The following is a 24,886-nucleotide window of genomic DNA, read 5'->3' as shown; positions in this document are numbered from 1 at the left end:
CATGATGACCATCCAAAACAAGGCGCTGCCGACTCCCCGCAAACCGCTGGACCTGCGGCGCTTCCTCGACGACTGGGTCATGCTGCTGGCGGCCATCGGCATCTTCGTCGCCTGTACCTTGCTGATCGACAACTTCCTCTCGCCGCTGAACATGCGCGGGCTGGGCCTGGCGATTTCCACCACCGGCATTGCCGCGTGCACCATGCTCTACTGCCTGGCGTCGGGACACTTCGACTTGTCGGTGGGCTCGGTAATCGCCTGCGCCGGAGTGGTGGCGGCAGTGGTGATGCGCGATACCAACAGCGTGTTTCTCGGCGTCAGCGCGGCGCTGGTGATGGGCCTGATTGTCGGGCTGATCAACGGCATCGTGATCGCCAAGTTGCGGGTCAACGCGCTGATCACCACGCTGGCGACCATGCAGATCGTTCGCGGTCTGGCCTACATTTTTGCCAACGGCAAAGCGGTGGGCGTGTCGCAGGAATCGTTCTTCGTCTTCGGCAACGGCCAGTTGTTCGGTGTGCCGGTGCCGATCCTGATCACCATTGTCTGTTTCCTGTTCTTCGGCTGGCTGCTGAACTACACCACCTACGGGCGCAACACCATGGCCATCGGCGGCAACCAGGAAGCGGCGTTGCTCGCCGGGGTTAACGTTGACCGGACCAAGATCATTATCTTTGCCGTGCACGGCGTGATCGGTGCGCTGGCCGGGGTGATTCTGGCGTCGCGGATGACCTCTGGGCAGCCAATGATTGGCCAGGGTTTCGAGCTGACCGTGATCTCTGCGTGTGTGCTTGGCGGGGTGTCGCTGAGCGGCGGGATCGGCATGATCCGCCACGTGATTGCCGGGGTGCTGATTCTGGCGATCATCGAGAACGCGATGAACCTGAAGAACATTGATACGTTTTATCAGTATGTGATTCGTGGTTCGATCCTGCTGTTGGCCGTCGTCATCGACCGCCTGAAACAACGGTAAACCGCATTCCCATGTAGGAGTGAGCCTGCTCGCGATAGCGTCCTTTCAGTCACATCGTTGCTGGATGTACCGACGTCATCGCGAGCAGGCTCACTCCTACAGTAGATCGCGCCATTCTCCCGCCTCTCGTCACCCTCCCCAAATATTCCTTGCCTGCCCGCACCCATTTCGGGTATCACTTTGTACATGATTAGACAGGTACGATTTGACAAGAAACAACGGGTGGTCGACGAACTCGTCCGGCGCATCGAAAGCGGCCTCATGGAGGACGGCTTTCTGTTGCCCGGCGAGCATCAGTTGGCTCAGGAATTCAACGTCAGCCGTGGCACGTTGCGTGAAGCGCTGGCCGAACTGAAACGGCGCAATTACATCGCCACACAAAGCGGGGTCGGCTCGATCGTCACCTTCGACGGTGTGATGCTCGATCAGCGCAGCGGCTGGGCGCAGGCCTTGGCCGACAGCGGGGCGCTGATCAACACCGAAGTGCTTCGTCTGGAAGCGGTGACGCGGCCTGACCTGCTCTCGCGCTTCGGCACCGACCAATTCATCACCCTCGACCGCCGTCGCCGCGCCAACGATGGCACGCTGGTCTCCCTCGAACGCTCTTTGATGCCGGCCACCGGCGGCCTGGAAAGCCTGCCGCGCGTCGGTCTGATCGACAACTCCCTGACCATCACCCTCGCTGCCTACGGCTACATCGGCGAGCGCGGCGATCAGTGGATCGGCGCCGAACCGCTGAGTGCCGAAGACGCCGAACTGCTCGGGCGCCCGGTGGGGACCGTGTTCCTCAAGGCCCTGCGCACCACCTACGACCGACAGAACCGTTTCATGGAGCAGGTCGAAAGCCTGCTCGACCCGGTGCATTTCCGCCTGCACCTGCAATTTGGAGAATCGAAATGACCGCGCTCAACCGTGCCCTCGGTGCGTTTTATGGCCTGGCTCTCGGTGACGCGCTGGGCATGCCGACGCAGTCGCTGAATCGCGAAACGATCAAGACCCGCTTTGGCACAATCACTGATCTGCAGGACGCCGGTCCTCTGCAACCGATCGCCCCCAACATGCCCAAAGGCTCGATCACCGACGACACCGAACAGGCGATTCTGGTCGGTGAGTTGCTGGTCGAAGGCAAGGGCCGCATCGAACCGGCAGTCCTCGCTCAACGGCTGATCGAGTGGGAAGCCGAGATGCAGGCCAAGGGTTCGCAGGACCTGCTCGGCCCGTCGACCAAACGCGCCATTGAAATGATCCTCGCCGGGCATTCGCCGGAGGAGGCCGGGCGTTACGGCACCACCAACGGCGCGGCGATGCGCATCACTCCGGTGGGCATTGCGGCAGACGTCGCTGATCCCGAGCGTTTCATCGCAGCCGTGGTGCAGGCCTGTCAGGTCACCCACAACACCACGCTGGGGATTTCCAGTGCGGCGGCGGTGGCGGCGGTGGTTTCGGCCGGGATCAATGGCATGGACCTGGGCGAGGCGTTGAACCTTGGCCAGCAGATTGCGCAACAGGCCGAGGCACATGGTCACTGGGTGGCCGGTGGGCGTATTGCTTCGCGCATCAGTTGGGCGCGAACCATCAGCGTCGACAGCGACAAGGCGCTGCTGGCGGATCTGCTGTACGACGTGATCGGCACGTCGGTGGCGTCGCAGGAATCGGTGGTGGTCTCGTTCGCCCTGGCGCAGCAAGTGGCCGTTGGCGAGATGAGTGCGTTCGACGCGTTGTGCATGGCCGCCAGCCTTGGCGGCGACACTGACACCATCGCGGCGATACTCGGGGCAATGCTTGGGGCCTGCCTGGGTCTTGAGAGTTGGCCTGCCGAGATGATCGAGACGGTGAAGGCTGTCAATCATCTGGAGCTTGAGCCGTTGGTGCAGGGGTTGTTGGCCTTGCGTTGACCACATAACTGTGGCGAGGGAGCTTGCTCCCGCTGGGCTGCGAAGCGGCCCCAAACCCTGCCGACACACTGTGTCAGACATACCCCATTGTTTGGATTTACGACTGCTTCGCAGCCGAGCGGGAGCAAGCTCCCTCGCCACAAAAGCAAGTTTTATTGAGTCATTGCCACAACCACAATAAAGGCAAACAGGAGCACTGTTCATGAGTTCATCAAACGCCGGGCCAAGCGCCGGGCAACTGGAAACCCGCGGCATCGAGCCGGTGCCGGAAGCCGAGTGCAATGGCCATCCGCTGCAACTGTTCTGGGTCTGGTTCGCCGCCAACATTTCCATTCTCGGTTTGCCGCTGGGCGCCACGCTGGTGGCGTTTCGCGGACTGGCGATCTGGCAGGCGATCATCGTTGCCATCGTCGGCGCCGCCGGTTCGTTCGCCGTGGTGGGGATCATCTCGATTGCCGGCCGTCGAGGCCGTGCACCGAGTCTGACCTTGTCGCGGGCGATCTTCGGCGTACGCGGCAATATCGGCCCGACGCTGGTCTCGCTGATGTCGCGTCTGGGCTGGGAAACCGTCAACACCACCACCGCGGCATTCGTGTTGCTGTCGCTGTGTTCGATCCTGTTTGGCTCGCCGGTTGAAGCGAAGAGTGCGCCCGTGCTGACGCTGATCTTCATCGCGATTTTCGTGCTGCTGACCTTGGCGGTTTCCGGCCTCGGTCACGCCACCTTGCTGGTGATCCAGAAGTGGGCGACCTACGTGTTCGGCGCGCTGAACATTCTGGTCGGCGGCTTCCTCTGCGCGACCATCGACTGGAGCGCGGTGTTCAACGCCACGCCGGCCCCGCTGAGCGCGATGATCATCGGCATCGGCACCATGGCTGCCGGCACCGGGATCGGCTGGGCCAACGCCGGTGCGGACATGTCGCGCTATCAGCACCGCAGCGTCAAGGCTGTACGGCTGGTCGCTTCGGCGGCGTTCGGTGCGGGGATTCCGCTGGTGCTGCTGATTACCCTCGGCGGCCTGCTGTCGGTAGGCAACAACGATCTCGCCTCGGCGACAGATCCGATCGTGGCGATCCGCGACATGCTGCCGACCTGGATGGCTGTGCCGTACCTGATCACCGCGTTCGGCGGTCTGCTGCTGTCGAACAACCTCTCGGTGTACTCCGCCGGTTTGACCACGCTGACCCTCGGTCTGAAGGTCAAACGCGTCTACGCGGTGGTGGTGGACATCGTGGCGATCTTCGCCGGCTCGATCTACTTCATGCTGATTGCCGACAGCTTCTACGGCCCGTTCATCACCTTCATTTCGCTGCTGGCAGTGCCGATCACCGCGTGGGTCGGGATCTTCGTCGTCGACCTGATTCACCGTCACTACTACAGCCCCAAAGATCTGCTCGATGTCAGCCCGAGCAGCGCCTACTGGTATCGCGGCGGCATCGAGTGGCGCGCGTTCGGCGCGTGGGCGATTGCCATCGTGCTCGGCTTCAGTTTCACCACCATCGGCACCACCGCCGAGAACGTCTGGTTCAAGGGCTTTTTGTCCGACTCGTGGCTGGGCCACAACGGTCTGGGCTGGATCGTGACCTTCGTGGTGGCCGGTGGCATTTACCTGGTTCTCGGCGGGGCGAAAGATCGTCGCGCCGCGCAAGTCGAGAATGCTCATGCCTAAGATGTTGCACACCGGCCAGGTCATCATCGACCTGGTCATGGCCGTGGATCAACTGCCGCAAATCGGCGGCGATGTGCTGGCGCAGTCTGCCGCTTTCGAGGCGGGCGGCGGCTTCAATGTAATGGCGGCTGCCGTGCGCAACGGGTTGCCGGTGGTCTATCTCGGTCGCCACGGCAGCGGGCGTTTCGGTGATCTGGCGCGTCAGGCGATGAAGGATGAAGGCATTCACATAGGCATCCAGACGCCTGCGCAACGCGATACAGGGATTTGCGTGGCGCTGACCGACTCATCGGCCGAGCGCAGTTTCATTTCCTACATCGGCGCTGAAGGTGAGGTCACCGAAGAGGACTTGAACAGCGTGACGGCCGAGGTGGGCGATTACGTTTATGTGAGCGGTTACAGCCTGCTGCACGCAGGCAAGGCGCAGGCGCTGCTGGACTGGACGCTGGCGCTGCCGGAGGTGATCAACGTGGTGTTCGATCCGGGTCCGCTGGTGGAGTCGCTGGACTCGGCGTTGATGCAGGCGCTGCTGCCGCGCATCGATGTGTGGACCAGCAACAGCGTCGAGGCGTTGCGCTTTACCGAGGCTGCAGACATTGCTCAAGCGCTGGATCGGCTGGCGGATCATCTGCCGAAGGATGTGCTGATGGTAGTGCGCGATGGGCCGCAGGGTTGCTGGATTCAGCAGTGTGGCGAGCGTCGGCATGTGCCGGGGTTTGCGGTAAAAGCCGTGGACAGCAATGGTGCCGGGGATGCGCATGCCGGGGTATTCGTCGCCGGATTGGCGCAGGGTTTGAACGCGCATGAGGCGGCGCGGCGGGCGAATGCGGCGGCGGCTTTGGCGGTGACGCGGTGGGGGCCGGCAACTGCGCCGTGGGCTGCTGAAGTGGATATTTTTATCCGCGAATCCTGCGGCGATTGATCAACCGCCTTCGCGAGCAAGCCCGCTCCCACAGGGGGATTTGCGTCGTTCGCAACTCCAATGTGGGAGCGGGCTTGCTCGCGAAGGGGCCAACAAAAAAAATGGATCAACTCGCTTTGCGCAACGCCGCAATCAACTCATCCTTGCGCATCGAAGAACGCCCGGCAATGTTCTTCGCCCGCGCCTCCTTGCGCAAACTGTCTACGGTCTGAGTATCCCGCGAGGCCTTGCTGTCACGCGCATGTCCCTCGCGACTGGCCACTGCGCGTCGTGACGATTCCTTGCGATCTTCGGACTTGGCACTCGCCGGTTTCTTGCGTCCGGAACCACCAGCCTTTTCGCCGCCGCCCGACTGTTTGTTGACCGTCGCCCAGGCCCGCGCTTCGGCTGCATCCTTCGACAAGCCTTTTTTCTCATAGCTGTCTTCGATGTGTTCGGCCTTGCGCTTCTGTTCGGCGGTGTATTTGTCTTTGCTTCCACGAGGCATGGGATTTCTCCTTGCATCAGTAGACGGGTTTCATGTGTAGGAGCTGCCGAAGGCTGCGATCTTTTGATCTTGAAGTCGAAAGATCGCCGCCTGCGGCAGCTCCTGCATGATCATGCGTTCACACAACCACAGCTTCTAGACATCCAGCTTGCGCGCCGCTTCGACGCCCGCCGCACTGAGCTTGATCGGCAGATTCAACGAGTGTTCGCCGGCCTCGTTGCAGGTCACATGACCGTGGTGGATCAGTCCGCGATCCTGCAGAGAGGCGAGGGCGCTGGCCACCACTTTCTCGCCGCGATAATTGTCCAGCACCTCTTTGCCCAGTCCGCTTGGATGGGCGTGCAGCAGGCGGGTGAGGACTTCTTTTTCCAGGTTTTTATCGACGTTCATGGTTACCTCTTCATGGATGTGAATAGGACGCTCGCGTCGGCGAACTACTGGCCGCCGCCCTCGGAGCCCGAGCCACCGGTGGTGGTTTTCGAGCCGATGCCGGGGCCGGCGTTATCGGGTGTAGCGGGGGAGTCAGGGGTGTTCATGCCACCCTGGCGGCCGGGGTCACTGCCTTGGGTGCGCGGGTCGGTGCCAGTGGCGGGTGGCTGATTGATCAAGGGTACGCCAGAGCCATCGGTGTTCATGCCGGGGGCACTGTTGATGGCGGGCGCGCGTGGCGGTGGAACCGGGTCGGTGGGGCCTGTGCCCGCTGCGGTGGTGGAGGCGGCGAACACCGCAGGACTAAGCAGGGCGGCGAAAACGAGGGCAGTCAACCTTGACGGGATCATAGGGCTTCTCCAGTGATTGGAATCCTTACCTGTCTTTGGTCTGCCCTTGAATCGGATTGGTGCCTGATGAACGACGAACGGTCGAGACACATCGCTATCAGTCGAGGCCGATTTCTTCCTTGAACTGCTCCATGAAGCCCTTCAGACGCTGATGGCGGATCTGCGCCAGACGCTGACCGGCGCCAGTCTGGAAACCATCGGCGAGGTGCAGCAGCTTGGTCTGGAAGTGGTCGAGGCAGAAGCGTGTGTCGTCGTAGTCGCGCTCCTTGGCTTCAGGGTCCAGCGGGTCATACAACGCACTGCCCATGCGCCCGGCGACGTAGAAGGTGCGGGCAACGCCGAGCATGCCCAGCGAGTCGAGCCGGTCGGCGTCCTGGATCAGTTTCGCTTCGAGGGTCAGCGGGGTGATGTTGGCGGAAAAACTGTGGGCTTCGATGGCGTGGGTGACGGCGGCGATTTTGCTTTCGGGCCAATCCAGATCGACCAGCACGTTGGCGGCTTTTTCTGCGGCGAGACGCGAAGCCTGCGAGCGCAGCGGCGAGTTCTTCTCGACGGATACGCAATCGTGCAGCAGCACGGCGGCGAGCAACACTTCCAGGTCGCCACCTTCCTCGGCCTGCAAGGTGCGCGCGTTGTGCCAGACCCGTTGCAGGTGGGCGAGGTCGTGGGCGCCGTCGTCGCCGGGTTCGAGGGCGTGGGGCAGCAGTACTGCTGCAAGCGCCTCCACGGGCATAAAAATCTCAGTGTTCATGAGCATCCTTTCAGACTGGCGAAGTTCCTGTGGGAGCGGGCTTGCTCGCGAAGGCGTCAATCCAGTCACCATCATTGTTGTTTGTCAGACCGCTTTCGCGAGCAAGCCCGCACACACACATTGCAATATCGGCGCAGGATATTCTCTGCGCTGCCATGTGACGAGCGCCGCATCCGGCCTTAGTATGGCGCTTTCCCTTTTCCGACAAGGCCCGTTCATGACGATCGAAATCCGCCCGGCGACCCCCAGCGATGCGCCGCAAATCCTCGCCTTCATCACCGAACTGGCAGATTTCGAAAAGGCCCGCCACGAAGTGATCGCCAGCGTCACCGACATCGAGCGCAGCCTGTTCAGCGAAGGCGCGACCGCCCACGGCCTGATCTGCCTGCGTGACGGTGTGCCGATCGGTTTTGCGGTGTTCTTCTTCAGCTATTCGACGTGGCTCGGCAGCAATTGCCTGTACCTCGAAGACCTCTACATCACCCCCGAACAACGCGGCGGTGGGGCCGGCAAAACCCTGTTGCGGCATCTGGCGAAAATCGCCTGCGACAACGACTGCGGGCGCTTCGAATGGAGCGTGCTGGACTGGAACACCCCGGCCATCGAATTCTACAAATCCCTCGGTGCGCAGCCGCAAGAAGAGTGGGTGCGCTATCGCATGGATGGCAAGGTGTTGCGCGAATTTGCCGAAGGCTGAGGAGATGATGGCAATCCGATGCTGAAGTGATTGCCGCCACCGCTCTAGTCCGGCATTCTACGCGCCATTTTTGCGCGCTCACGGACGACACCTGCAATGCTTCTGGCAAAACTTCTCCACGCCCGTGGGGCCTTCGCTGTGTCTGTGAGTGACCGGCGATGAGCGGATTGCGGGCGTCAATGCGCCTGTATGGCCTGGTGAAAAACTCAGGCTGCTCTGACAACCCTCAGCGTCAACCGGTAGACATCCTGTGCATCGTCAATCGCACGGGCGGCAAAGCCATTCGTGCGTTTGTGTCGCGGCTCGACGCCGAACTCATGACACGCAGCGCCGGCCTGGGTGACTACCGTGTGATCGCGTTACGCCACTTCGAGCCGAATGCGTTTATCGACGCGCACCAGGGCTGGCTGACGCTGCACATCTGTTGCGGTTTCGTCGCCCCCGCCAGCCGTTCGTTGCTCAAGGACGGCGCGTTGATGCCGATGGGCTGGTACGTCTATTCCGAGATCGGCCAGTGGACCGCCGAACATCATCTGGACCTCGGCGTGCAAATGGCCGATCTGCTGCAAACGGCTTACGAACGTAATCAACTGCGCAATTACAACGCCTGGCTCAACGAGCTCGACGACGCCGCGCCGGCCGAACTGGCCTGGCAAACCGACCAAGCCTGGCGACATCTGCAAACTGCCACATCCCCCGACAGCCGTGAGCACTGCCACGCACTGTTCGACCCTGTCGACAACTGCTGGCGCTTCGCCGCGACCGACATCGACATCCATCAGCCGCCCCCGGAACCTCTGAAGCAAGGAGCTTTGAATTGAGTGGTAAACCTGCCGCCCGCGTCACCGACCCGACCGCCTGCCCATTGCCAGGCCATGGCACCAACCCGATCGTTTCCGGCTCGCCCGACGTCTTCTTCGACGGCCTCGCCGCCGCGCGCATGACCGACAAATCAGCCTGTGGCAGCCCGATCACCGGCGCTGTTTCCGGCACCGTATTCATCAACGGCCTGAATGCCGCAACCCTCGACAGCACCGGTGGCCACGGCAATGTCGTGGTCGGTGGTTCGGGCACGGTGATTATTGGACAAAGTGGCGGAGGGGCAGCGTTTAGTGGGTTGTTGCCGATGCCGGTGCATTTCAACGATCGGATGCAAGTGATTAACGAGATAACGGGGGAGCCTATGGCTAATCATCCTTACGCGATCCAACGCGGCGATGGGCGTGTAGAGCATGGCATTACCAATGACGCGGGATTCACTCATACGGTGAGCTCGCACATTCCCGAATCCATCAAGTTGTTCGTGGAGTAGTTTGGATGACTGCTGAAAATCCTGATTTGAAGGGATGTCAAAGGCTAGTAGTAACGCACGATTTGACCTGTAAAACCGATGGTACTGTTAAGCAGGCTACAGTTGCTCCGAAGAAGATCGTCCTGTTTTTTGTGGGTGGGGCGGGGGATAAAGAAAGTTATTACGGAACCGGACCTAATAATAACGTTGCGGAGGCCCTCAAGATTTTTGTGAAGAATATGGATGCAGAGGGGCTTTGCGCGGATACGTACGACGCACACCATATTGGCTACAACTCTTTCGTCAGTGAAGAAGGGCTGAAGGCAAACGTACTGGGTAAAATTTCAGACCTTACGACACCGGTCTACATTATCGGACACAGCCTGGGAGGGTGGAACGGAGCTCACTTATCAAAAGTCCTCGCCGACAAGGGGTACCGAATTCCGGTACTGGTTACTCTTGATCCGGTCGGGGAAGGGCAGATCGTATGGGGTATTTCCAATATCTATCAGAAAGAGCCCGCGCCTAAGGCTGAATATTGGGTGAATGTGAGAGCCGATGCCAAGGACTGGAATTTTTCCGACCTGGTGGCTGATTTCGGAGAACAGTGGGATATGAAGAGTGGTCCGAACATGAATGGCAGGGTTGACGTTAACCACGCTGATGCATGGGCCATTTATATTGCCGATCTTGGCGCCGGGCTGTCAGCCAGAGATGTTCTGATGGAATCGGTGGTGTTGCATTTTAAAGGAAGGAAATGTGCGTAAGTTAATTCTGATTTTGATGTTTTCGATGTGTGCTTCATGTGCGATCAGCCACGGAAAACCTACTGCAAAAATCGAGTATTTGGGGGTGGAGCGCTACTTGGATCGAAACATTTACCAAGTCAGTTTTTCGTCCGACGTCGATGTCGACAAGCTCTTCAAGTCCAAGATAAGTCAGTCGCTGCTTTGTGCTTTGGGGGAGAGTAGAGATTTTTCGCAGTCGCGCAATCTGAATGAATATGGTGAAGGATGGATTGAGCCTCTGAAGCCTGCAGACGGATCAACTTTCAAAGCGGATCTCATGTTTTATCGTGTGAAAGACTCAACGAGTGAAACGCTGATGAGCAGCAAGGACTTAAGCACTGTATTAGCGGGGCGAAAAACAATCGCATGCAAAGTCAGAATCAACTCCTACTCCTACAAAATCTACTATTCAGAAGTGATGAATATTCCTGTTGCTGAGCTGCTAAAGGAAATTGACAAGTATTGAGATCGGGCTTCTTGCCTGATCACAGGAAGCCTTGTTCTGATGCTCACTTCTCTGCGGATTCCCAATGACCGCTGAGCAATCCATCAAGTGTCTTTCGCACGGAAATCTTGAAAGCCCCGGCCTTCTTTTCATCGAAGGCCGCTTTCCAGTAAGTGTAGCCCTCACTGAAATCCGGAATCTGCGCCGTCTCTCCCACGCGACGAGTCAGGCTGCGCTGCAAAGCCTCGCTTTGAAAAGGCAGGTGGGGCATTGCGGTGAACTCGCCTCCGGTGACCGGATTGGTCATCCGAATGCCATCAACGCGGATATGCACGACGCTGCCGTAGTGCGGATAGCTTTCGATTTTGAGGATGGTCAAGGTCGAGGCTTCTTCACCCGGCCGGGTTTTGTAGGCCCAGATGTCGCCCTCCTTGATAGCGGGCAAGGCGCTGGCAATCGCCGCGAAGCAGAGTGCGCTGCAGAGCAATAACGCCTTTAAAGCGGTTTTCATTTTTTCTTCCTTGAACCTGTCGAGAGCGGTCGTCGCGTGAATGGGATCGGCATTTTAAAGATTTGGCAGAGAAACGGCTGTTACACTTGTAAATCCCATAATATGGGAATGATATTTATATATTGAGATTTTCCTGCCCCAAGGTTTATAGTCCGTCGCACTCACTGCCAAAAACAAAACAGGTGAAGCGATGCAGGCGCAATTGATCGCGCTCGACTGGGGGACGACCTCATTACGTGCTTACAAACTCGCGGCGGGCGGGGTGGTGCTGGAGCAGCGTGCGCTGTCGTCCGGGATCATGCAGTTACCGAAGACGCCGCGAGTCATCAACGGTGGTGAATGCACCGACGGTTTTGAACTGGCCTTCGAAGAGGCGTGCGGCGACTGGCTCGATGCGCAGCCGGATTTGCCAGTGATCGCCTGCGGTATGGTCGGTAGCGCCCAGGGCTGGCGCGAAGCGGCCTACTGCGAGACGCCGGCGAACGTCGCCAATCTCGGAAATTCCCTACAAACACTTGTCAGTCTGCGCGGCACGCGGGTGCACATCGTGCCGGGTGTGATTCAACGCTCACGCCTGCCCAACGTGATGCGCGGTGAAGAAACCCAGGTCCTCGGCGTGCTGCAGAACCTGTCGGCCGAGGCGGGCGGCGATCTGTTGATCGGTCTGCCGGGCAGCCATTCCAAGTGGGTCGAAGTGGTCGAGGGCTGCATCACTCATTTCGATACTTTCATGACCGGCGAAGTGTTCGCCGTGCTCAGTGAACACAGCATTCTCGGGCGTACCCAGCAACAGGGTGCGGCGTTCGACGGGCTGGCGTTCGACCGTGGCGTGCAAGTGGCGCTGTCGGCGGACGGCGAACTGGGCGTGCTTTCCACAATATTCAGTGCCCGCACCCTGGGCCTGACCGGCGAACTGGCGCCGACGGCGCAAGCGGATTACCTGTCCGGGCTTATGATCGGCCATGAGCTGGCGGCACTCGCCACCGTTCAGCACCGCCGCCGCAACAGCGTGCATCTGCCCTCGATCATCCTCATCGGCAACGCGCAACTCTGCGCCCGTTACGGCCGTGCCCTCGATGCCTGCGGTTTCGCTCGCGTCACGCTGGCCGAGCAGGCCACCGAGCGTGGCCTGTGGCAACTGGCGCTGGCCGCCGGGCTGCTCGATTCCTCATCCCGTTAACCCTGACTGGAGGCCTGACATGCTCAAGCAAGCATTGGCACAAAACGGTCTGATCGCAATCCTGCGTGGCCTGCATCCGCAGGAAGCCGCTGCTGTCGGAGAAGTCCTGTATGCAGCCGGATTTCGCGTCATCGAAGTGCCGCTCAATTCCCCGTCGCCGTACGAAAGTATTCGCATCCTGCGTCAGTCCTTGCCCGCCGATTGCCTGATCGGTGCTGGCACGGTGTTGACGCCGGAGCAGGTCGAGTTAGTGAAAGAAGCCGGCGGCCAGGTGATCGTCATGCCGCACAGCGACGCCAAGGTGCTGCGCGCAGCGAAAGCGGCGGGGCTGTACCTGTCGCCGGGAGTAGCGACGCCGACCGAAGCGTTCGCGGCGCTGGAGGAGGGCGCGGACATTCTCAAGCTGTTCCCGGCCGAGCAGATGGGCCCGGCGGTGGTCAAGGCGTGGCTCGCGGTGTTGCCCTCCGGGACGGTGCTGGCGCCAGTCGGCGGGATCACCCCGGACAACATGCAAACGTTCATCGACGCTGGCGTGAAAGGTTTCGGCCTCGGTTCCGGCCTGTTCAAACCGGGCATGACGACTGAGCAAGTGGCGGCCAATGCCAAGGCCTACGTGGCTGCCTGGAAAGCCCTTCGCTGAGATTTATCCGGCGCTGCGTGCGCTGCATCTAACAAGAGAGACAAGCAGATGAAAATCACCAAACTCACCACCTTCATCGTCCCGCCGCGCTGGTGCTTCCTCAAGGTCGAAACCGATGAGGGCGTGACCGGTTGGGGCGAGCCTGTGGTCGAAGGCCGCGCGCACACCGTTGCTGCTGCCGTTGAGGAATTGTCCGACTACCTGATCGGCAAAGACCCACGCAACATCGAGGACATCTGGACGGTGTTGTATCGCGGCGGCTTCTACCGCGGCGGCGCGATCCACATGAGCGCGCTGGCCGGTATCGACCAGGCGCTGTGGGACATCAAGGGCAAGGCCCTCGGTGTGTCGGTCAGCGATCTGCTTGGCGGTCAGGTGCGTGACAAGATTCGCGTGTATTCGTGGATCGGCGGCGACCGTCCCGCCGACACCGCGCGTGCCGCGAAAGAGGCGGTAAGCCGTGGTTTTACTGCCGTGAAAATGAACGGCACCGAAGAGCTGCAGTTCCTCGACTCCTTCGAGAAAGTCGATCTGGCCCTGGCTAACGTTGCCGCCGTGCGCGATGCCGTCGGGCCGAACGTCGGTATCGGCGTCGACTTCCACGGTCGGGTACACAAGCCGATGGCCAAGGTGCTGATGAAGGAACTCGACCCGTACAAACTGATGTTCATCGAAGAACCGGTGCTCAGCGAAAACTATGAAGCGCTGAAAGAGCTGGCGCCATTGACCAGCACACCGATTGCCCTCGGTGAGCGGCTGTTCTCGCGCTGGGATTTCAAGCGGGTGTTGAGCGAAGGCTACGTCGACATCATCCAGCCGGATGCCTCGCATGCCGGTGGTATCACCGAAACCCGCAAGATCGCCAACATGGCCGAAGCCTACGACGTGGCGCTGGCGCTGCATTGTCCGCTGGGGCCGATTGCGCTGGCGGCGTGCCTGCAACTGGATGCGGCTTGTTACAACGCGTTTATCCAGGAGCAGAGTCTGGGTATCCATTACAACGAGAGCAACGATCTGCTCGACTACGTGAAAGATCCGCGAGTGTTCGACTACGACCAGGGCTTCGTGAAAATACCGAACGGGCCGGGGCTGGGCATCGAGATCAACGAGGAATACGTGATCGAGCGCGCGGCGGTCGGCCACCGCTGGCGCAACCCGATCTGGCGCCATGCCGATGGCAGTTTTGCCGAGTGGTGAGTCTCTTCTGACCCACCACAAATCCTTGTGGGAGGGGGCTTGCTCCCGAATGCGGCATGTCAGCTCAAGAGATGTCGACTGACACTCCGCATTCGGGAGCAAGCCCCCTCCCACAATTGATCTCCATGGATGGGAGATGGCGTCAATGAGCTCAAATAATCATAAGAAGAGGCACCCCCCATGCCAACGCAAACCCTCACCGGGCAGGCGTCTTTAGTCACGCCCAGCCGCAAGCGTTTTTTCATCATGGTGCTGCTGTTCATCACCGTGGTCATCAACTACCTCGACCGCAGCAACCTGTCGATTGCCGCGCCCGCGCTGACCAGTGAACTGGGCATCGACCCGGTTCATGTCGGGCTGATTTTCTCCGCATTCGGCTGGACCTACGCCGCGATGCAGATCCCCGGCGGCTGGCTGGTGGATCGGGTGCCGCCGCGCATTCTCTATAGCGTCGCGCTGCTGCTGTGGTCGCTGGCCACGGTGCTGCTCGGCTTCGCCGCGAGTTTCATTGCGCTGTTCGTACTGCGCATGGCGGTCGGCGCGCTGGAAGCACCGGCCTATCCGATCAACAGCCGTGTGGTCACCACCTGGTTTCCCGAGCGCGAGCGGGCCACGGCGATTGGTTTCTATACTTCCGGGCAATTTGTCGGCCTGGCCTTTCTGACCCCGGTGCTGGCCTGGCTGCAACATGAATTTGGTTGGCACATGGTGTTTGTCGCGACCGGTGCGGCGGGCATCATCTGGGCGGCAATCTGGTACGCGGTGTATCGCGAACCGCGGGATTTCAAGGGCGCCAACGACGCGGAGATCGACCTGATCCGCGAGGGGGGCGGACTGGTGGATATTCAAGCACAGACGGCCAAAACCTCGTTCAGTTGGACCGACCTCGGTATCGTCCTGAGCAAACGCAAATTGTGGGGCATCTACCTCGGCCAGTTCTGCCTGAACTCGACGCTGTGGTTCTTCCTGACGTGGTTCCCGACTTACCTGGTGAAATACCGTGGCATGGACTTCATCAAGTCCGGCCTGTTGGCGTCGCTGCCGTTTCTCGCGGCCTTTGTCGGCGTGCTGTGCTCGGGATTCTTTTCCGACCTGTTGATCCGCCGTGGCTGCAGCGTGGGCTTCGCGCGCAAGTTGCCGATCATTGGCGGGCTGCTGATTTCCACGTCGATTATCGGCGCCAATTTCGTTGAATCGACGCCGCTGGTGATTGCCTTCCTGGCGTTGGCGTTTTTCGGCAACGGGCTGGCCTCGATCACCTGGTCGCTGGTCTCGACCCTCGCTCCGGCGCGGTTGCTGGGGCTGACCGGCGGGGTGTTCAACTTCATCGGCAACCTGTCGGCGATTGCCACGCCGATTGTCATCGGTTTCCTCGCCAGTGGTGATTCGTTCGCCCCGGCGATCACCTACATCGCGGTGCTGGCGCTGATCGGTGCATTGTCCTACGTGCTGCTGGTAGGCAAGGTCGAACGTATCGAGTTGTAGTGGTCTGCGTCGGGCGACCATAATGCCGCCCGTTCCCTCGCTCAACGGTAAAGGCTGGATATGCAGGAAGACGCCCCGGAAAAAACCAAGGACGCCGCACCCACCGGCACCCAGACGCTGCTTCGCGGCCTGGGTGTGGTGCAGGCGGTGGCCAGTGGCGCCCGCGATCTGAAAGAGATTGCCCGGCTGATCGGCACCACGCGCAGCACCACCCATCGTCTGGCCAGTTGCCTGGTGGACGAGCGCTACCTGCGCGTGGTGCCACAAATCGGCTATCTGCTGGGGCCGAAGTTGATCGAACTGGGGTTCCAGGCGCGCGAAGAGTTGCCGCTGGTGAGTCTGGCCGGGCCGTATCTGGACGAGTTGTCGGCGCTGACCGGCGACACCGTGCACCTGGGCATTCGTGAGGGTGACGAGGTGTTGTACCTGCTGAAAAATCCGGGGCGCAACGGCCCGGAAATGCGTTCGCGGGTCGGCCACCGGATGCCGTTGGCACGCACCGGGATCGGCAAGGCCTTGATGCTCGATGATTCACTGCAGGATTGGCAGCGCCTGTACGACATCAGCCTGCCGGCGGGTGGGAAAAGTCAGTTCTGGCCGCAGCATCCGCAGCAGTCGTGGGAACAGCTCGAACAGCGCATGGCCGAGTACGTAGCCGGTGGCTACGCCTTCGATCTGGAAGACAACGAACCGTCGATCCGCTGCGTGGCGGCGCCGATTCGTGATGCGAGCAAGCGCATTGTGGCGGCGATCAGTATCGCCAGCACCGTGCCGTACATGCCGCTGGAAAAAATGGCCGAGCTGATCCCCCTGATCAAAGGAGTCACAGCCCGGCTGTCGGCGGAGCTTGGCTTGAAGGTCTGAGCCCTTAAACCTTGAGCGTCGCCATGTCGATCACGAAGCGATACTTCACGTCACCGGCAATCATCCGCGCGTAAGCCTCGTTGATCTGGCGGATGTCGAGCATTTCGATGTCGCAGGTGATGTTGTGCTCGGCGCAGAAATCCAGCACTTCCTGGGTTTCGGCGATGCCGCCAATCAACGAGCCGGCGAGTACGCGGCGGCTCATCACCAATTTGCCGGCGTGTACCGGCGGATCAACCGGTTCGATCAGACCGACGATGATGTGCACGCCGTCGAAGCGCAGGGTGTCGAGGTACGGATTGAGATCATGCTGCACCGGAATGGTGTCGAGCAGGAAATCGAAACGGCCTGCAGCGGCAGCCATCTGCTCGGCATCGGTGGAGACGATCACATGATCGGCGCCCTGACGACGACCTTCTTCGGCCTTGCTCGCCGAGCGGGTGAACAGCGTGACCTCCGCGCCCATCGCCTTGGCGAACTTGATGCCCATGTGGCCGAGGCCGCCCATGCCGAGAATCCCGACCTTGTCGCCGGCCTTGACGCCGTAGTGCTTGAGCGGCGAATAGGTGGTGATGCCGGCGCAGAGGATCGGCGCGGCGCTGGCCAGGTCGAGTTTCTCCGGGATGCGCACGACGAAGTGCTCGCTGACCACGATGCTGTCCGAATAGCCGCCCATGGTGTTACTGCCATCGACCCGGTCCGGGGTGGCGTAGGTCATGGTCGGGCCTTCGAGGCAGTATTGCTCGAGGTTCTGCTGGCAGGCGGCGCAGGTGCGGCAGGAGTCGACCATGCAGCCGACGCCGACCAGATCGCCGATTTTATGTTGAGTGACGTTCGCACCGACGGCGGTGACTTTACCGACGATCTCGTGGCCGGGCATCAGCGGATAAACGGCGATGCCCCATTCGTTGCGCGCCTGGTGGATGTCGGAGTGGCAGACGCCGCAGTAGAGGATCTCGATCGCCACGTCGTCAGCGCGTGGGCTGCGGCGTTCGAATTTCATCGGGGCGAGGGGAGTGGTGGCCGATTGAGCGGCATAACCGATAGCGGTGTACATGAGAAACCTCGCAGAAGCAGTGACAGGTGAGGTGGCGCATTTTGGGCGCCGTCTGCCGCTGCGGCCATGACGATTCCTCCGGGTCTCATGCCTAATCCTCCGGCATGCAGGTCTGGGCAAGCGCATTGGCAAAAGGATCTGCGATGATGCTTGCATGCCTTTTTCCGTGACTTTTTTGAAGACCCCTCCGATGCAGTTGACCCGTCACCTTGATGCCAATGCCACGCTGGTTTCGCTGATCGAGCCGCTGGCGCTTTGCGATGGTTACAGCCAGACCGGGTTGCCCGGCGTGCAGGTGTTGCGCGCCAGTTGCGACGTGGCGCGTGGCCCGCACATTTATGAGCCGAGCCTGATGATCATCGCCCAGGGCAGCAAACTGGCGTTCCTCGGCCCGCGCACCATGGAATATGGCGCCGGGCATTACCTGATTCAGGCGCTGCCGGTGCCGTTCGAGTGCGAAACCTTTGCCTTGCCGGATGCGCCGTTGCTGGGGGTGTCGGTGGCCATCGACCGGGTGCTGCTCGGCGAGCTGGTGCTGGCCATGGGACTGGCGCCGGGGCGGCATATACCGGCGCAAACGCCGGAGTCGATGACCTCGGTGGTGCTCGACGATGACATGCGTGGCTGCGTCGAACGTTTGTTGCGCTGTCTGCACGATCCGCTGGAGCGGCAGATTCTCGGGCCGGCGCGGGTGCGTGAATTGTTGTTCACTGCGTTGCGCGGACCGCAGGCCGATGTGTTGCGCGCGCTGGTCGAGCAGCAGGGACAGTTCGCCCGGGTTGCGGCGTCGATCAGTCATCTGCATGCGCACTACACCGAGCCACTGAACGTCGAGACTTTGGCCAGTTGCGCGAACATGAGCGTGTCGTCCTTTCACGAGCACTTCAAGCGCAGTACGTTGTTGTCGCCGGTGCAGTATCTGAAGCGCTTGCGCCTGCTCAAGGCGCAGACCTTGCTGGTCGCCGAAGGGCTGGGCGTGGCGCAGGTGGCGCATCGGGTGGGGTATCAGAGTACGTCGCAGTTCAGTCGCGAGTACAAGCGCTACTTCGAGCGTAGCCCTGGTGATGAGCGCGTTGCCTGATTCTGCGCAAATCCCTTGTAGGAGTGAGCCTGCTCGCGATAGCGGTGAGTCAGTCAACGATGATGCTGACTGATACACCGCTATCGCGAGCAGGCTCACTCCTACAGTGATTTTGTGGTGCAACAAGGAGTGGTGGGCAACAAAAAGGCCCCCATTTCGGGAGCCTCGTTGTTCAGCGATACGCCTTACATGTTCGGGTAAGTCGGGCCGCCAGCGCCTTCCGGCGTGACCCAGGTGATGTTCTGCGAAGGGTCCTTGATGTCACAGGTCTTGCAGTGCACGCAGTTCTGGGCGTTGATCTGGAAGCGTTTTTCGCCGTCTTCCTTGGTGATCACTTCATACACGCCGGCCGGGCAGTAGCGCTGCGCCGGTTCGTCGTACAGCGGCAGGTTCTTGCTGATCGGGATGCTCGGGTCGGTCAGCTTCAAGTGGCACGGCTGTTCTTCTTCGTGGTTGGTACCGGAGATGAACACCGAGCTCAGTTTGTCGAAGCTGAGTTTGCCGTCCGGCTTCGGATAGTCGATCTTCTTGCAGTCGGCCGCGAGCTTCAGGCAAGCGTAGTCCGGCTTGGTGTCGTGCAGGGTGAACGGCAGTTTGCCGCCGAAGATGTTCTGGTCCAGCCAGTTGAAACCACCGCCGACGATCGCGCCGAACTTGTGGATCGCCGGGCCGAAGTTACGGCTGGCGAACAGTTCGTCGTAGAGCCAGCTCTTCTTGAACGCGTCGACGTAAGTGGTCAGCTCTTCAGTGCCATCCTTTTCGGCGAACAGTGCGTCGGCCACCGATTCAGCGGCCAGCATGCCGGACTTCATCGCGGTGTGGCTGCCCTTGATCTTGGCGAAGTTCAGGGTGCCGAGGTCGCAACCGATCAGCGCGCCGCCCTTGAAGACCATTTTCGGCAGCGAGTTCAGGCCACCTTTGCAAATCGCGCGGGCGCCGTAGCTGACACGCTTGCCGCCTTCGAGGTACTGAGCCAGCACCGGGTGGTGCTTGAGGCGCTGAAATTCGTCGAACGGCGAAAGGTAAGTGTTGCTGTAGGACAGGTCAACGATCAGACCGACCACTACCTGGTTGTTTTCCAGGTGATAGAGGAACGAGCCACCGGTATTTTCGGTGCCCATGATGTCCAGCGGCCAGCCGGCGGTGTGCACCACCAGGCCTGGCTGGTGTTTGGCCGGGTCGATTTCCCAGATTTCCTTCAGGCCGATGCCGTAGTGCTGGGCGTCGGCATCGCTGTCGAGGTTGTAGCGCTTGATCAACTGCTTGCCGATGTGACCACGGCAGCCCTCGGCGAACAGCGTGTACTTGCCACGCAGTTCCATGCCCGGGGTGTACAGGCCTTCTTTCGGGTTGCCTTCGCGGTCGACGCCCAGATCACCGGTGATGATCCCGCGCACGATGCCGTTTTCGTCGATCAGCGCTTCCTGAGCGGCGAAGCCCGGGTAGATTTCCACGCCGAGGTTCTCGGCCTGCTGGGCCAGCCAGCGGCACAGGTTGCCGAGGGAAATAATATAGTTGCCTTCGTTGTGCATGGTTTTGGGCACAAAGAAGTCAGGAATTTTCTGCGCGCTTTCGGCGTTTTTCAGCACGAAAATGTCATCGCGGGTGACCGGGGTGTTCAGCGGGGCGCCGAGTTCTTTCCAGTCCGGGAACAGTTCGTTCAGAGCGCGTGGTTCGAACACGGCACCGGAAAGGATGTGCGCGCCGACTTCGGAGCCTTTTTCGACCACGCAGACGCTGATTTCCTTACCGGCTTCGGCGGCCTTCTGCTTCAGACGGCAGGCGGCGGACAGGCCAGCGGGGCCGGCACCGACGATGACCACGTCGAATTCCATGTATTCGCGTTCCACAGGCTATCTCCTACTCAAGGCTCAACAGTTTTTTTTCTAATTTGGAGGTTCGGTGTCGTATCCGTTATTGCCTTTACGTTAACGTCAAGGGTAATAATGGGCAAACCACCTTTCTCTCTAGGCGGCGCATTATATCTACACCACTCCGAGCGTCCAATACAAACGTTTGTTTGAATCGGCTCCAGCCCAGAGAAATCAAAGAAGCGCGGCTTATGAACGGCCATTTTGCCGTATTGACCGGAATAGGCGTTCCGGTCAAGATACGGGCGGTTTTGCGCTCGCCGTAGGCAGACTGGCGGTTTCAAGAGCACCTCTAAAGACAGGGCACAGGCAGTACAGGGTGATGCGCAGCGCAAGTCCGGCGCGCAGTTTACACACCGTGCGATTCAATGACTTGTTGGTCACCACTGACGAACGGTCATCGCCCCCAGCCGGCGTTTTTAGAGGTGCCCTTGTGCCCGATGAGCATCAACCGCCAGGTTCGCCTAGGCGACTTTCTTTTCACCGGAGAGTAACGAGGAATCCATGAAGGTTCTTGTAGCTGTCAAACGCGTTGTGGATTACAACGTCAAGGTCCGCGTCAAGGCGGACAATTCCGGCGTAGACCTCGCCAACGTCAAGATGTCGATGAACCCGTTCTGCGAAATCGCAGTGGAAGAAGCCGTACGCCTGAAAGAGAAAGGTGTTGCGACTGAAATCGTCGTCGTCTCCATCGGCCCGTCCACCGCTCAGGAACAGCTGCGTACCGCACTGGCTCTGGGTGCCGACCGCGCCATCCTCGTCGAATCCGCTGAAGACCTGACTTCGCTGGCCGTGGCCAAGCTGCTCAAGGCTGTGGTCGACAAGGAACAGCCTCAGTTGGTGATCCTGGGCAAACAGGCCATCGACAGCGACAACAACCAGACCGGCCAGATGCTTGCTGCACTGAGCGGCTACGGTCAGGGCACTTTCGCCTCGAAAGTCGAAGTTTCCGGCGACAGCGTTGCCGTGACTCGCGAAATCGACGGCGGCGCGCAGACCGTTTCCCTGAAACTGCCGGCCATCGTCACCACTGACCTGCGTTTGAACGAGCCGCGCTACGCGTCCCTGCCAAACATCATGAAAGCCAAGAAGAAGCCTCTCGAAGTGCTGACTCCGGACGCTTTGGGCGTTTCCACCGCCTCCACCAACAAGACCCTGAAAGTCGAAGCGCCGGCTGCACGCAGCGCAGGCATCAAGGTCAAGTCGGTGGCTGAACTGGTCGAGAAACTGAAAAACGAAGCGAAGGTAATCTAATCATGACTATCTTGGTAATCGCCGAACACGACAACAAGGTGCTGGCCCCGGCCACACTGAACACCGTGGCTGCTGCTGCCAAAATCGGTGGCGACATTCACGTGCTGGTTGCAGGTCAGGGCGCTGGCGCCGTGGCTGAAGCCGCTGCGAAAATCGCTGGCGTGAGCAAAGTCCTGAACGCTGACAATGCCGCTTACGCGCATCAGCTGCCGGAAAACGTTGCTCCGCTGGTTGCAGAGCTGGGCGCTGGTTACAGCCACATCCTGGCTGCCGCCACGTCCAACGGCAAAAACATCCTGCCGCGCGTTGCCGCTGCGCTGGACGTTGACCAGATCTCCGAGATCATCTCGGTAGAAAGCGCCGACACCTTCAAGCGTCCGATCTACGCCGGTAACGCCATCGCTACCGTGCAATCGACCGCCGCGATCAAAGTGATCACCGTGCGTGCCACCGGTTTCGACCCGGTTGCCGCTGAAGGTGGTTCGGCAGCTGTTGAAGCCGTAGCGGCTGCGCACGACGCCGGCACTTCCAGCTTCGTCAGCGAAGAACTGGCCAAGTCCGATCGTCCTGAGCTGACCGCTGCCAAGATCGTCGTTTCCGGCGGCCGCGGCATGCAGAACGGTGACAACTTCAAACACCTGTACGCCCTGGCCGACAAGCTGGGCGCTGCCGTCGGTGCTTCGCGTGCCGCAGTCGACGCAGGTTTCGTACCGAACGACATGCAGGTCGGTCAGACCGGCAAGATCGTTGCGCCTCAGCTGTACATCGCCGTCGGTATCTCCGGCGCGATCCAGCACCTGGCCGGCATGAAAGACTCCAAAGTGATCGTTGCGATCAACAAGGATGAAGAAGCGCCGATCTTCCAGGTGGCCGATTACGGCCTGGTGGCGGATCTGTTCGAAGCGGTACCTGAGCTGGAGAAGCTGGTCTAATCCGGCGGCTTCACTTATAAAGAGCCCGGCCTTCTGGTCGGGCTTTTTTTTGTCTCGAATTTGAGTGGGAGTGTTTTGCCATGGAGCTGCGCCGCGGGTTGTTACTGGGATTGATCCTGTTGCCGGGGATGGCTGCGGCCGCCGGCAAATGCGAGCGTCTCGTCGTCACCGGCAGCCCGGATGCGCCGCCGTACCTGTGGCAGGATCCGCAAAACCCCAAGCAACTGATCGGCGCCAGTGCCGATCTGTTGCAGCAAGTGGCCAAGGATCTGGGGATCAAGGTCGAGCTGCTCTACGCCGGCAAACGCGCGCAGGCCCTCGATGAAGTGCGCAGTGGACGCATGGACATGCTCGCCGACACACCGCTGATGTTCAACGAGCTGGAAAACCTCGACTACATCTATCCGCCGTTGCTGGAAAACGACTATCTGGTGTGGACGCGCAAAGGCTCGACGCTGGCCTACAGCGAAGCCAAAGACCTGCACGGGCACACCGGCGGGCTGTCGGAAAAGTCTCGAATGACCCAGGCATTCGGCACTTTCGCCGAGCAGAATCTGACCCTGACGCGGACGGCAAACCTCACTCAGGCCTTTCAGAAACTTCTGCTGGGCGAAGTCGAATATGTACTCGCCGGGCGCTACTCGGGCATGGCCGCCGCGCAGGCGTTGGGCATGGCCAATGATCTGCTGGCGTTCGAGCAACCGATCGACCGACCGGGACTGTTCCTCGCGGTTTCGCACAACTCGGCCTGCAACGATCCGTGGTTGCGCGGACAGCTCGCTAAAAAGATGACAGAATTGCCCGCGTCCGGACTGACCGAAGCCGCGCTGCAACGCAACATCGAGCGCTGGAAGGCGCAGCAGCAACAGCCGCAGCCACCTGTCAGTGCCCCAAAACAGTAGGGATTCTTAGTGAGTATTCGACCTCTTTTCGCGGCCATGGCCGTTCTGGCCCTGGCCGGCTGCGCCAACGACCCGGCACCCAACGAGCAAATGCGTCTGACCGAGCAGGCCATCACCCAGGCCAGGGCTGTCGGTGCGACCGCCGATGAAGTGCCGGAAATGAAACTGGCCGAAGACAAGTTCAACCGGGCCAAAGGCAACATGACCGACGAGTCTTTCAAGAACGCCCGCATGCGCGCCGAACAGGCTGAACTGGATGCTCGTCTGGCCGAAGCCAGGGTGCTGACGCAAAAGAGCGAAGAGCAACTCAACGTGCTCAACACCCGCATCATCCGTCTGCGCAAGCAACTGGGAGATGCCCAATGAGCCTCAAGTCCAAAACCCTCGGCGGGTTGATTCTGGCCGGTTGCGCGAGCCTCTACGGCTGCGCCGGTCAACACGGTGAGGCGGCATTGCAACAGGCCGGCAGTGATTTCCAGAAGGTCAAGGAAGATTCCAACGTGCTGCGTATCGCGCCGAAGGATGTGATCCGCGCCGGTGAGTCGCTGGCCCGTGCCGATCGCCTGTCGACCTATTGGGGCAGTGGCTCGGACGTGGTGCATTACGCCTACCTGAGTCAGCGCTACAGCGAAATCGCCCGCGAACACACCAATCTGGTGCTCAACGAAGAGCGCGCGGCGAAGCTTGAGCTGGAGCGTCAACGCCTGCAACTGGCCCTGCGCGAGTCCAAACTGCTGAGTGTGCAGCAGCAGGGCAAGTGGCTTGAGGAGCAGATCGTTGCGCTGGCCACCACGCAAACCGATCGCGGTCTGGTCATGACCTTGGGCGACGTGCTGTTCGACACCGGCGAAGCGGAGCTGAAAAACTCGGCCAACCGCGTGGTGTTGAAGATCGTGCAGTTCCTGCAGCTCAACCCGAAACGCGTGGTGCGCATCGAGGGCTACACCGACAGCACCGGCGGCAAACAGGAAAACCTCAAGCTGTCGCGTGATCGCGCGCAGGCGGTGGCCGATGTGCTGATGGACCTGGGTATCGAGGACAAGCGCATTCAGGTCGAAGGTTACGGCGATGAATACCCGGTGGACGTCAACGCTTCCGAGCGCGGGCGGGCACAGAACCGTCGGGTGGAAATTGTGTTCTCCGACGAAAAAGGCCAGCTCGGCGCCGCCCGTTGAGGGCTGCGTCTCTGGAAAGCCCGGCCTGTGATGCAGTGCC

General features: G+C 60.5%; 28 protein-coding genes. 21 read left to right on the top strand and 7 right to left on the bottom strand.

The window, feature by feature from the left end; all coding sequences use genetic code 11:
• Window positions 1-4 precede the first annotated feature (4 nt).
• The 5 genes from araH (at window position 5) to AC1RBR_RS19390 (ending at window position 5,459) form a co-directional block, all read left to right on the top strand.
• Window positions 5-973, top strand: coding sequence for an L-arabinose ABC transporter permease AraH (gene araH / locus AC1RBR_RS19410; RefSeq protein WP_027612371.1), 969 nt, complete (start codon window positions 5-7; stop codon window positions 971-973).
• A gap of 186 nt (window positions 974-1,159) precedes the next feature.
• On the top strand, window positions 1,160-1,873 hold the full coding sequence (locus tag AC1RBR_RS19405) for a GntR family transcriptional regulator (RefSeq protein WP_492566178.1): 714 nt from the start codon (window positions 1,160-1,162) through the stop codon (window positions 1,871-1,873).
• The gene (locus AC1RBR_RS19400; protein ID WP_492566176.1) at window positions 1,870-2,868 is read left to right on the top strand and encodes an ADP-ribosylglycohydrolase family protein; all 999 of its coding nucleotides are present in this window, start codon (window positions 1,870-1,872) and stop codon (window positions 2,866-2,868) included. The genes AC1RBR_RS19405 and AC1RBR_RS19400 overlap by 4 nt, the downstream gene beginning before the upstream one ends.
• A 202-nt stretch (window positions 2,869-3,070) precedes the next feature.
• The gene (locus AC1RBR_RS19395; protein WP_095137220.1) at window positions 3,071-4,537 is read left to right on the top strand and encodes a purine-cytosine permease family protein; all 1,467 of its coding nucleotides are present in this window, start codon (window positions 3,071-3,073) and stop codon (window positions 4,535-4,537) included.
• Window positions 4,530-5,459 (top strand): PfkB family carbohydrate kinase, encoded by a 930-nt coding sequence (locus AC1RBR_RS19390; protein WP_492566174.1) that lies wholly within the window; start codon window positions 4,530-4,532, stop codon window positions 5,457-5,459. Before AC1RBR_RS19395 ends, AC1RBR_RS19390 begins: the two co-directional genes overlap by 8 nt.
• A gap of 106 nt (window positions 5,460-5,565) precedes the next feature.
• Here AC1RBR_RS19390 and AC1RBR_RS19385 read toward each other — a convergent pair whose 3' ends face one another.
• From AC1RBR_RS19385 to AC1RBR_RS19370, 4 genes are all read right to left on the bottom strand, one after another.
• Window positions 5,566-5,946, bottom strand: a complete 381-nt coding sequence (locus AC1RBR_RS19385) for a Rho termination factor N-terminal domain-containing protein (RefSeq protein ID WP_492566172.1) — start codon at window positions 5,944-5,946, stop codon at window positions 5,566-5,568.
• Between the two features lie 135 nt (window positions 5,947-6,081).
• Window positions 6,082-6,336 carry a hypothetical protein gene (locus AC1RBR_RS19380; protein WP_095137223.1) on the bottom strand — a complete coding sequence of 85 codons (255 nt, stop codon included), beginning with the start codon at window positions 6,334-6,336 and terminating at the stop codon, window positions 6,082-6,084.
• Window positions 6,337-6,380: 44 nt separating this feature from the next.
• Window positions 6,381-6,725, bottom strand: coding sequence for a hypothetical protein (locus tag AC1RBR_RS19375; RefSeq protein WP_047598772.1), 345 nt, complete (start codon window positions 6,723-6,725; stop codon window positions 6,381-6,383).
• Window positions 6,726-6,822: 97 nt separating this feature from the next.
• Window positions 6,823-7,476: an HD domain-containing protein gene (locus tag AC1RBR_RS19370; RefSeq protein WP_492566170.1), complete on the bottom strand. Its 654-nt coding sequence runs from the start codon at window positions 7,474-7,476 to the stop codon at window positions 6,823-6,825.
• A gap of 217 nt (window positions 7,477-7,693) precedes the next feature.
• Here AC1RBR_RS19370 and AC1RBR_RS19365 point away from each other — a divergent pair, with 217 nt between their 5' ends.
• The 5 genes from AC1RBR_RS19365 to AC1RBR_RS19345 all read left to right on the top strand — a co-directional run bounded on the left by AC1RBR_RS19365 (window position 7,694) and on the right by AC1RBR_RS19345 (window position 10,718).
• Entirely contained in the window at window positions 7,694-8,173 is a 480-nt protein-coding gene (locus AC1RBR_RS19365; protein WP_007961964.1) for a GNAT family N-acetyltransferase, read from the top strand.
• A gap of 158 nt (window positions 8,174-8,331) precedes the next feature.
• Window positions 8,332-8,994 (top strand): hypothetical protein, encoded by a 663-nt coding sequence (locus AC1RBR_RS19360; RefSeq protein ID WP_492566167.1) that lies wholly within the window; start codon window positions 8,332-8,334, stop codon window positions 8,992-8,994.
• Complete coding sequence (locus tag AC1RBR_RS19355) at window positions 8,991-9,485, top strand: PAAR domain-containing protein (RefSeq protein ID WP_108588821.1); 495 nt, start codon at window positions 8,991-8,993, stop codon at window positions 9,483-9,485. Before AC1RBR_RS19360 ends, AC1RBR_RS19355 begins: the two co-directional genes overlap by 4 nt.
• A 5-nt stretch (window positions 9,486-9,490) precedes the next feature.
• Complete coding sequence (locus tag AC1RBR_RS19350) at window positions 9,491-10,231, top strand: alpha/beta hydrolase (RefSeq protein WP_492566165.1); 741 nt, start codon at window positions 9,491-9,493, stop codon at window positions 10,229-10,231.
• Window positions 10,224-10,718, top strand: a complete 495-nt coding sequence (locus AC1RBR_RS19345) for a hypothetical protein (RefSeq protein WP_095137229.1) — start codon at window positions 10,224-10,226, stop codon at window positions 10,716-10,718. Before AC1RBR_RS19350 ends, AC1RBR_RS19345 begins: the two co-directional genes overlap by 8 nt.
• 43 nt (window positions 10,719-10,761) lie before the next feature.
• Here the strand turns inward: AC1RBR_RS19345 and AC1RBR_RS19340 are convergent, their stop codons facing one another.
• Window positions 10,762-11,208, bottom strand: coding sequence for a hypothetical protein (locus tag AC1RBR_RS19340; protein ID WP_492566163.1), 447 nt, complete (start codon window positions 11,206-11,208; stop codon window positions 10,762-10,764).
• Window positions 11,209-11,398: 190 nt separating this feature from the next.
• Between AC1RBR_RS19340 and AC1RBR_RS19335 the strand changes: the two genes are divergently transcribed.
• The 5 genes from AC1RBR_RS19335 (at window position 11,399) to AC1RBR_RS19315 (ending at window position 16,574) form a co-directional block, all read left to right on the top strand.
• Complete coding sequence (locus AC1RBR_RS19335) at window positions 11,399-12,388, top strand: 2-dehydro-3-deoxygalactonokinase (protein ID WP_492566161.1); 990 nt, start codon at window positions 11,399-11,401, stop codon at window positions 12,386-12,388.
• Between the two features lie 19 nt (window positions 12,389-12,407).
• Entirely contained in the window at window positions 12,408-13,028 is a 621-nt protein-coding gene (locus tag AC1RBR_RS19330; protein WP_115984075.1) for a 2-dehydro-3-deoxy-6-phosphogalactonate aldolase, read from the top strand.
• A gap of 48 nt (window positions 13,029-13,076) precedes the next feature.
• On the top strand, window positions 13,077-14,225 hold the full coding sequence (dgoD, locus tag AC1RBR_RS19325) for a galactonate dehydratase (RefSeq protein ID WP_007961968.1): 1,149 nt from the start codon (window positions 13,077-13,079) through the stop codon (window positions 14,223-14,225).
• A 180-nt stretch (window positions 14,226-14,405) separates the two neighbouring features.
• Window positions 14,406-15,710 carry an MFS transporter gene (locus tag AC1RBR_RS19320; protein WP_166496881.1) on the top strand — a complete coding sequence of 435 codons (1,305 nt, stop codon included), beginning with the start codon at window positions 14,406-14,408 and terminating at the stop codon, window positions 15,708-15,710.
• A gap of 60 nt (window positions 15,711-15,770) precedes the next feature.
• Complete coding sequence (locus AC1RBR_RS19315) at window positions 15,771-16,574, top strand: IclR family transcriptional regulator (protein WP_492566160.1); 804 nt, start codon at window positions 15,771-15,773, stop codon at window positions 16,572-16,574.
• Between the two features lie 4 nt (window positions 16,575-16,578).
• On the opposite strand, the gene AC1RBR_RS19310 is transcribed toward AC1RBR_RS19315, so the two are convergent.
• Window positions 16,579-17,631: an NAD(P)-dependent alcohol dehydrogenase gene (locus AC1RBR_RS19310; RefSeq protein ID WP_492566158.1), complete on the bottom strand. Its 1,053-nt coding sequence runs from the start codon at window positions 17,629-17,631 to the stop codon at window positions 16,579-16,581.
• A gap of 190 nt (window positions 17,632-17,821) precedes the next feature.
• Between AC1RBR_RS19310 and AC1RBR_RS19305 the strand changes: the two genes are divergently transcribed.
• A complete protein-coding gene (locus AC1RBR_RS19305) occupies window positions 17,822-18,712 on the top strand; it encodes an AraC family transcriptional regulator (protein ID WP_007961974.1) in 891 nt (296 codons plus the stop codon).
• Window positions 18,713-18,897: 185 nt separating this feature from the next.
• On the opposite strand, the gene AC1RBR_RS19300 is transcribed toward AC1RBR_RS19305, so the two are convergent.
• A complete protein-coding gene (locus AC1RBR_RS19300) occupies window positions 18,898-20,562 on the bottom strand; it encodes an electron transfer flavoprotein-ubiquinone oxidoreductase (protein WP_223007749.1) in 1,665 nt (554 codons plus the stop codon).
• Between the two features lie 525 nt (window positions 20,563-21,087).
• Here AC1RBR_RS19300 and AC1RBR_RS19295 point away from each other — a divergent pair.
• From AC1RBR_RS19295 to AC1RBR_RS19275, 5 genes are all read left to right on the top strand, one after another.
• Complete coding sequence (locus AC1RBR_RS19295) at window positions 21,088-21,837, top strand: electron transfer flavoprotein subunit beta/FixA family protein (protein ID WP_003226982.1); 750 nt, start codon at window positions 21,088-21,090, stop codon at window positions 21,835-21,837.
• Window positions 21,838-21,839: 2 nt separating this feature from the next.
• On the top strand, window positions 21,840-22,769 hold the full coding sequence (locus AC1RBR_RS19290; protein WP_041069267.1) for an electron transfer flavoprotein subunit alpha/FixB family protein: 930 nt from the start codon (window positions 21,840-21,842) through the stop codon (window positions 22,767-22,769).
• Window positions 22,770-22,849: 80 nt separating this feature from the next.
• On the top strand, window positions 22,850-23,671 hold the full coding sequence (locus tag AC1RBR_RS19285; protein ID WP_443535703.1) for a substrate-binding periplasmic protein: 822 nt from the start codon (window positions 22,850-22,852) through the stop codon (window positions 23,669-23,671).
• Window positions 23,672-23,680: 9 nt separating this feature from the next.
• Window positions 23,681-24,037 (top strand): DUF4398 domain-containing protein, encoded by a 357-nt coding sequence (locus AC1RBR_RS19280; RefSeq protein WP_178083262.1) that lies wholly within the window; start codon window positions 23,681-23,683, stop codon window positions 24,035-24,037.
• Entirely contained in the window at window positions 24,034-24,846 is an 813-nt protein-coding gene (locus tag AC1RBR_RS19275; protein ID WP_492566155.1) for an OmpA family protein, read from the top strand. Before AC1RBR_RS19280 ends, AC1RBR_RS19275 begins: the two co-directional genes overlap by 4 nt.
• Window positions 24,847-24,886 lie beyond the last annotated feature (40 nt).

This window comes from Pseudomonas sp. GW823-FHT01D03 (assembly GCF_058798255.1).
The sequence above is the reverse complement of the archived record's forward strand: the minus strand, read 5'-3'. Positions and strand labels throughout refer to the sequence as shown.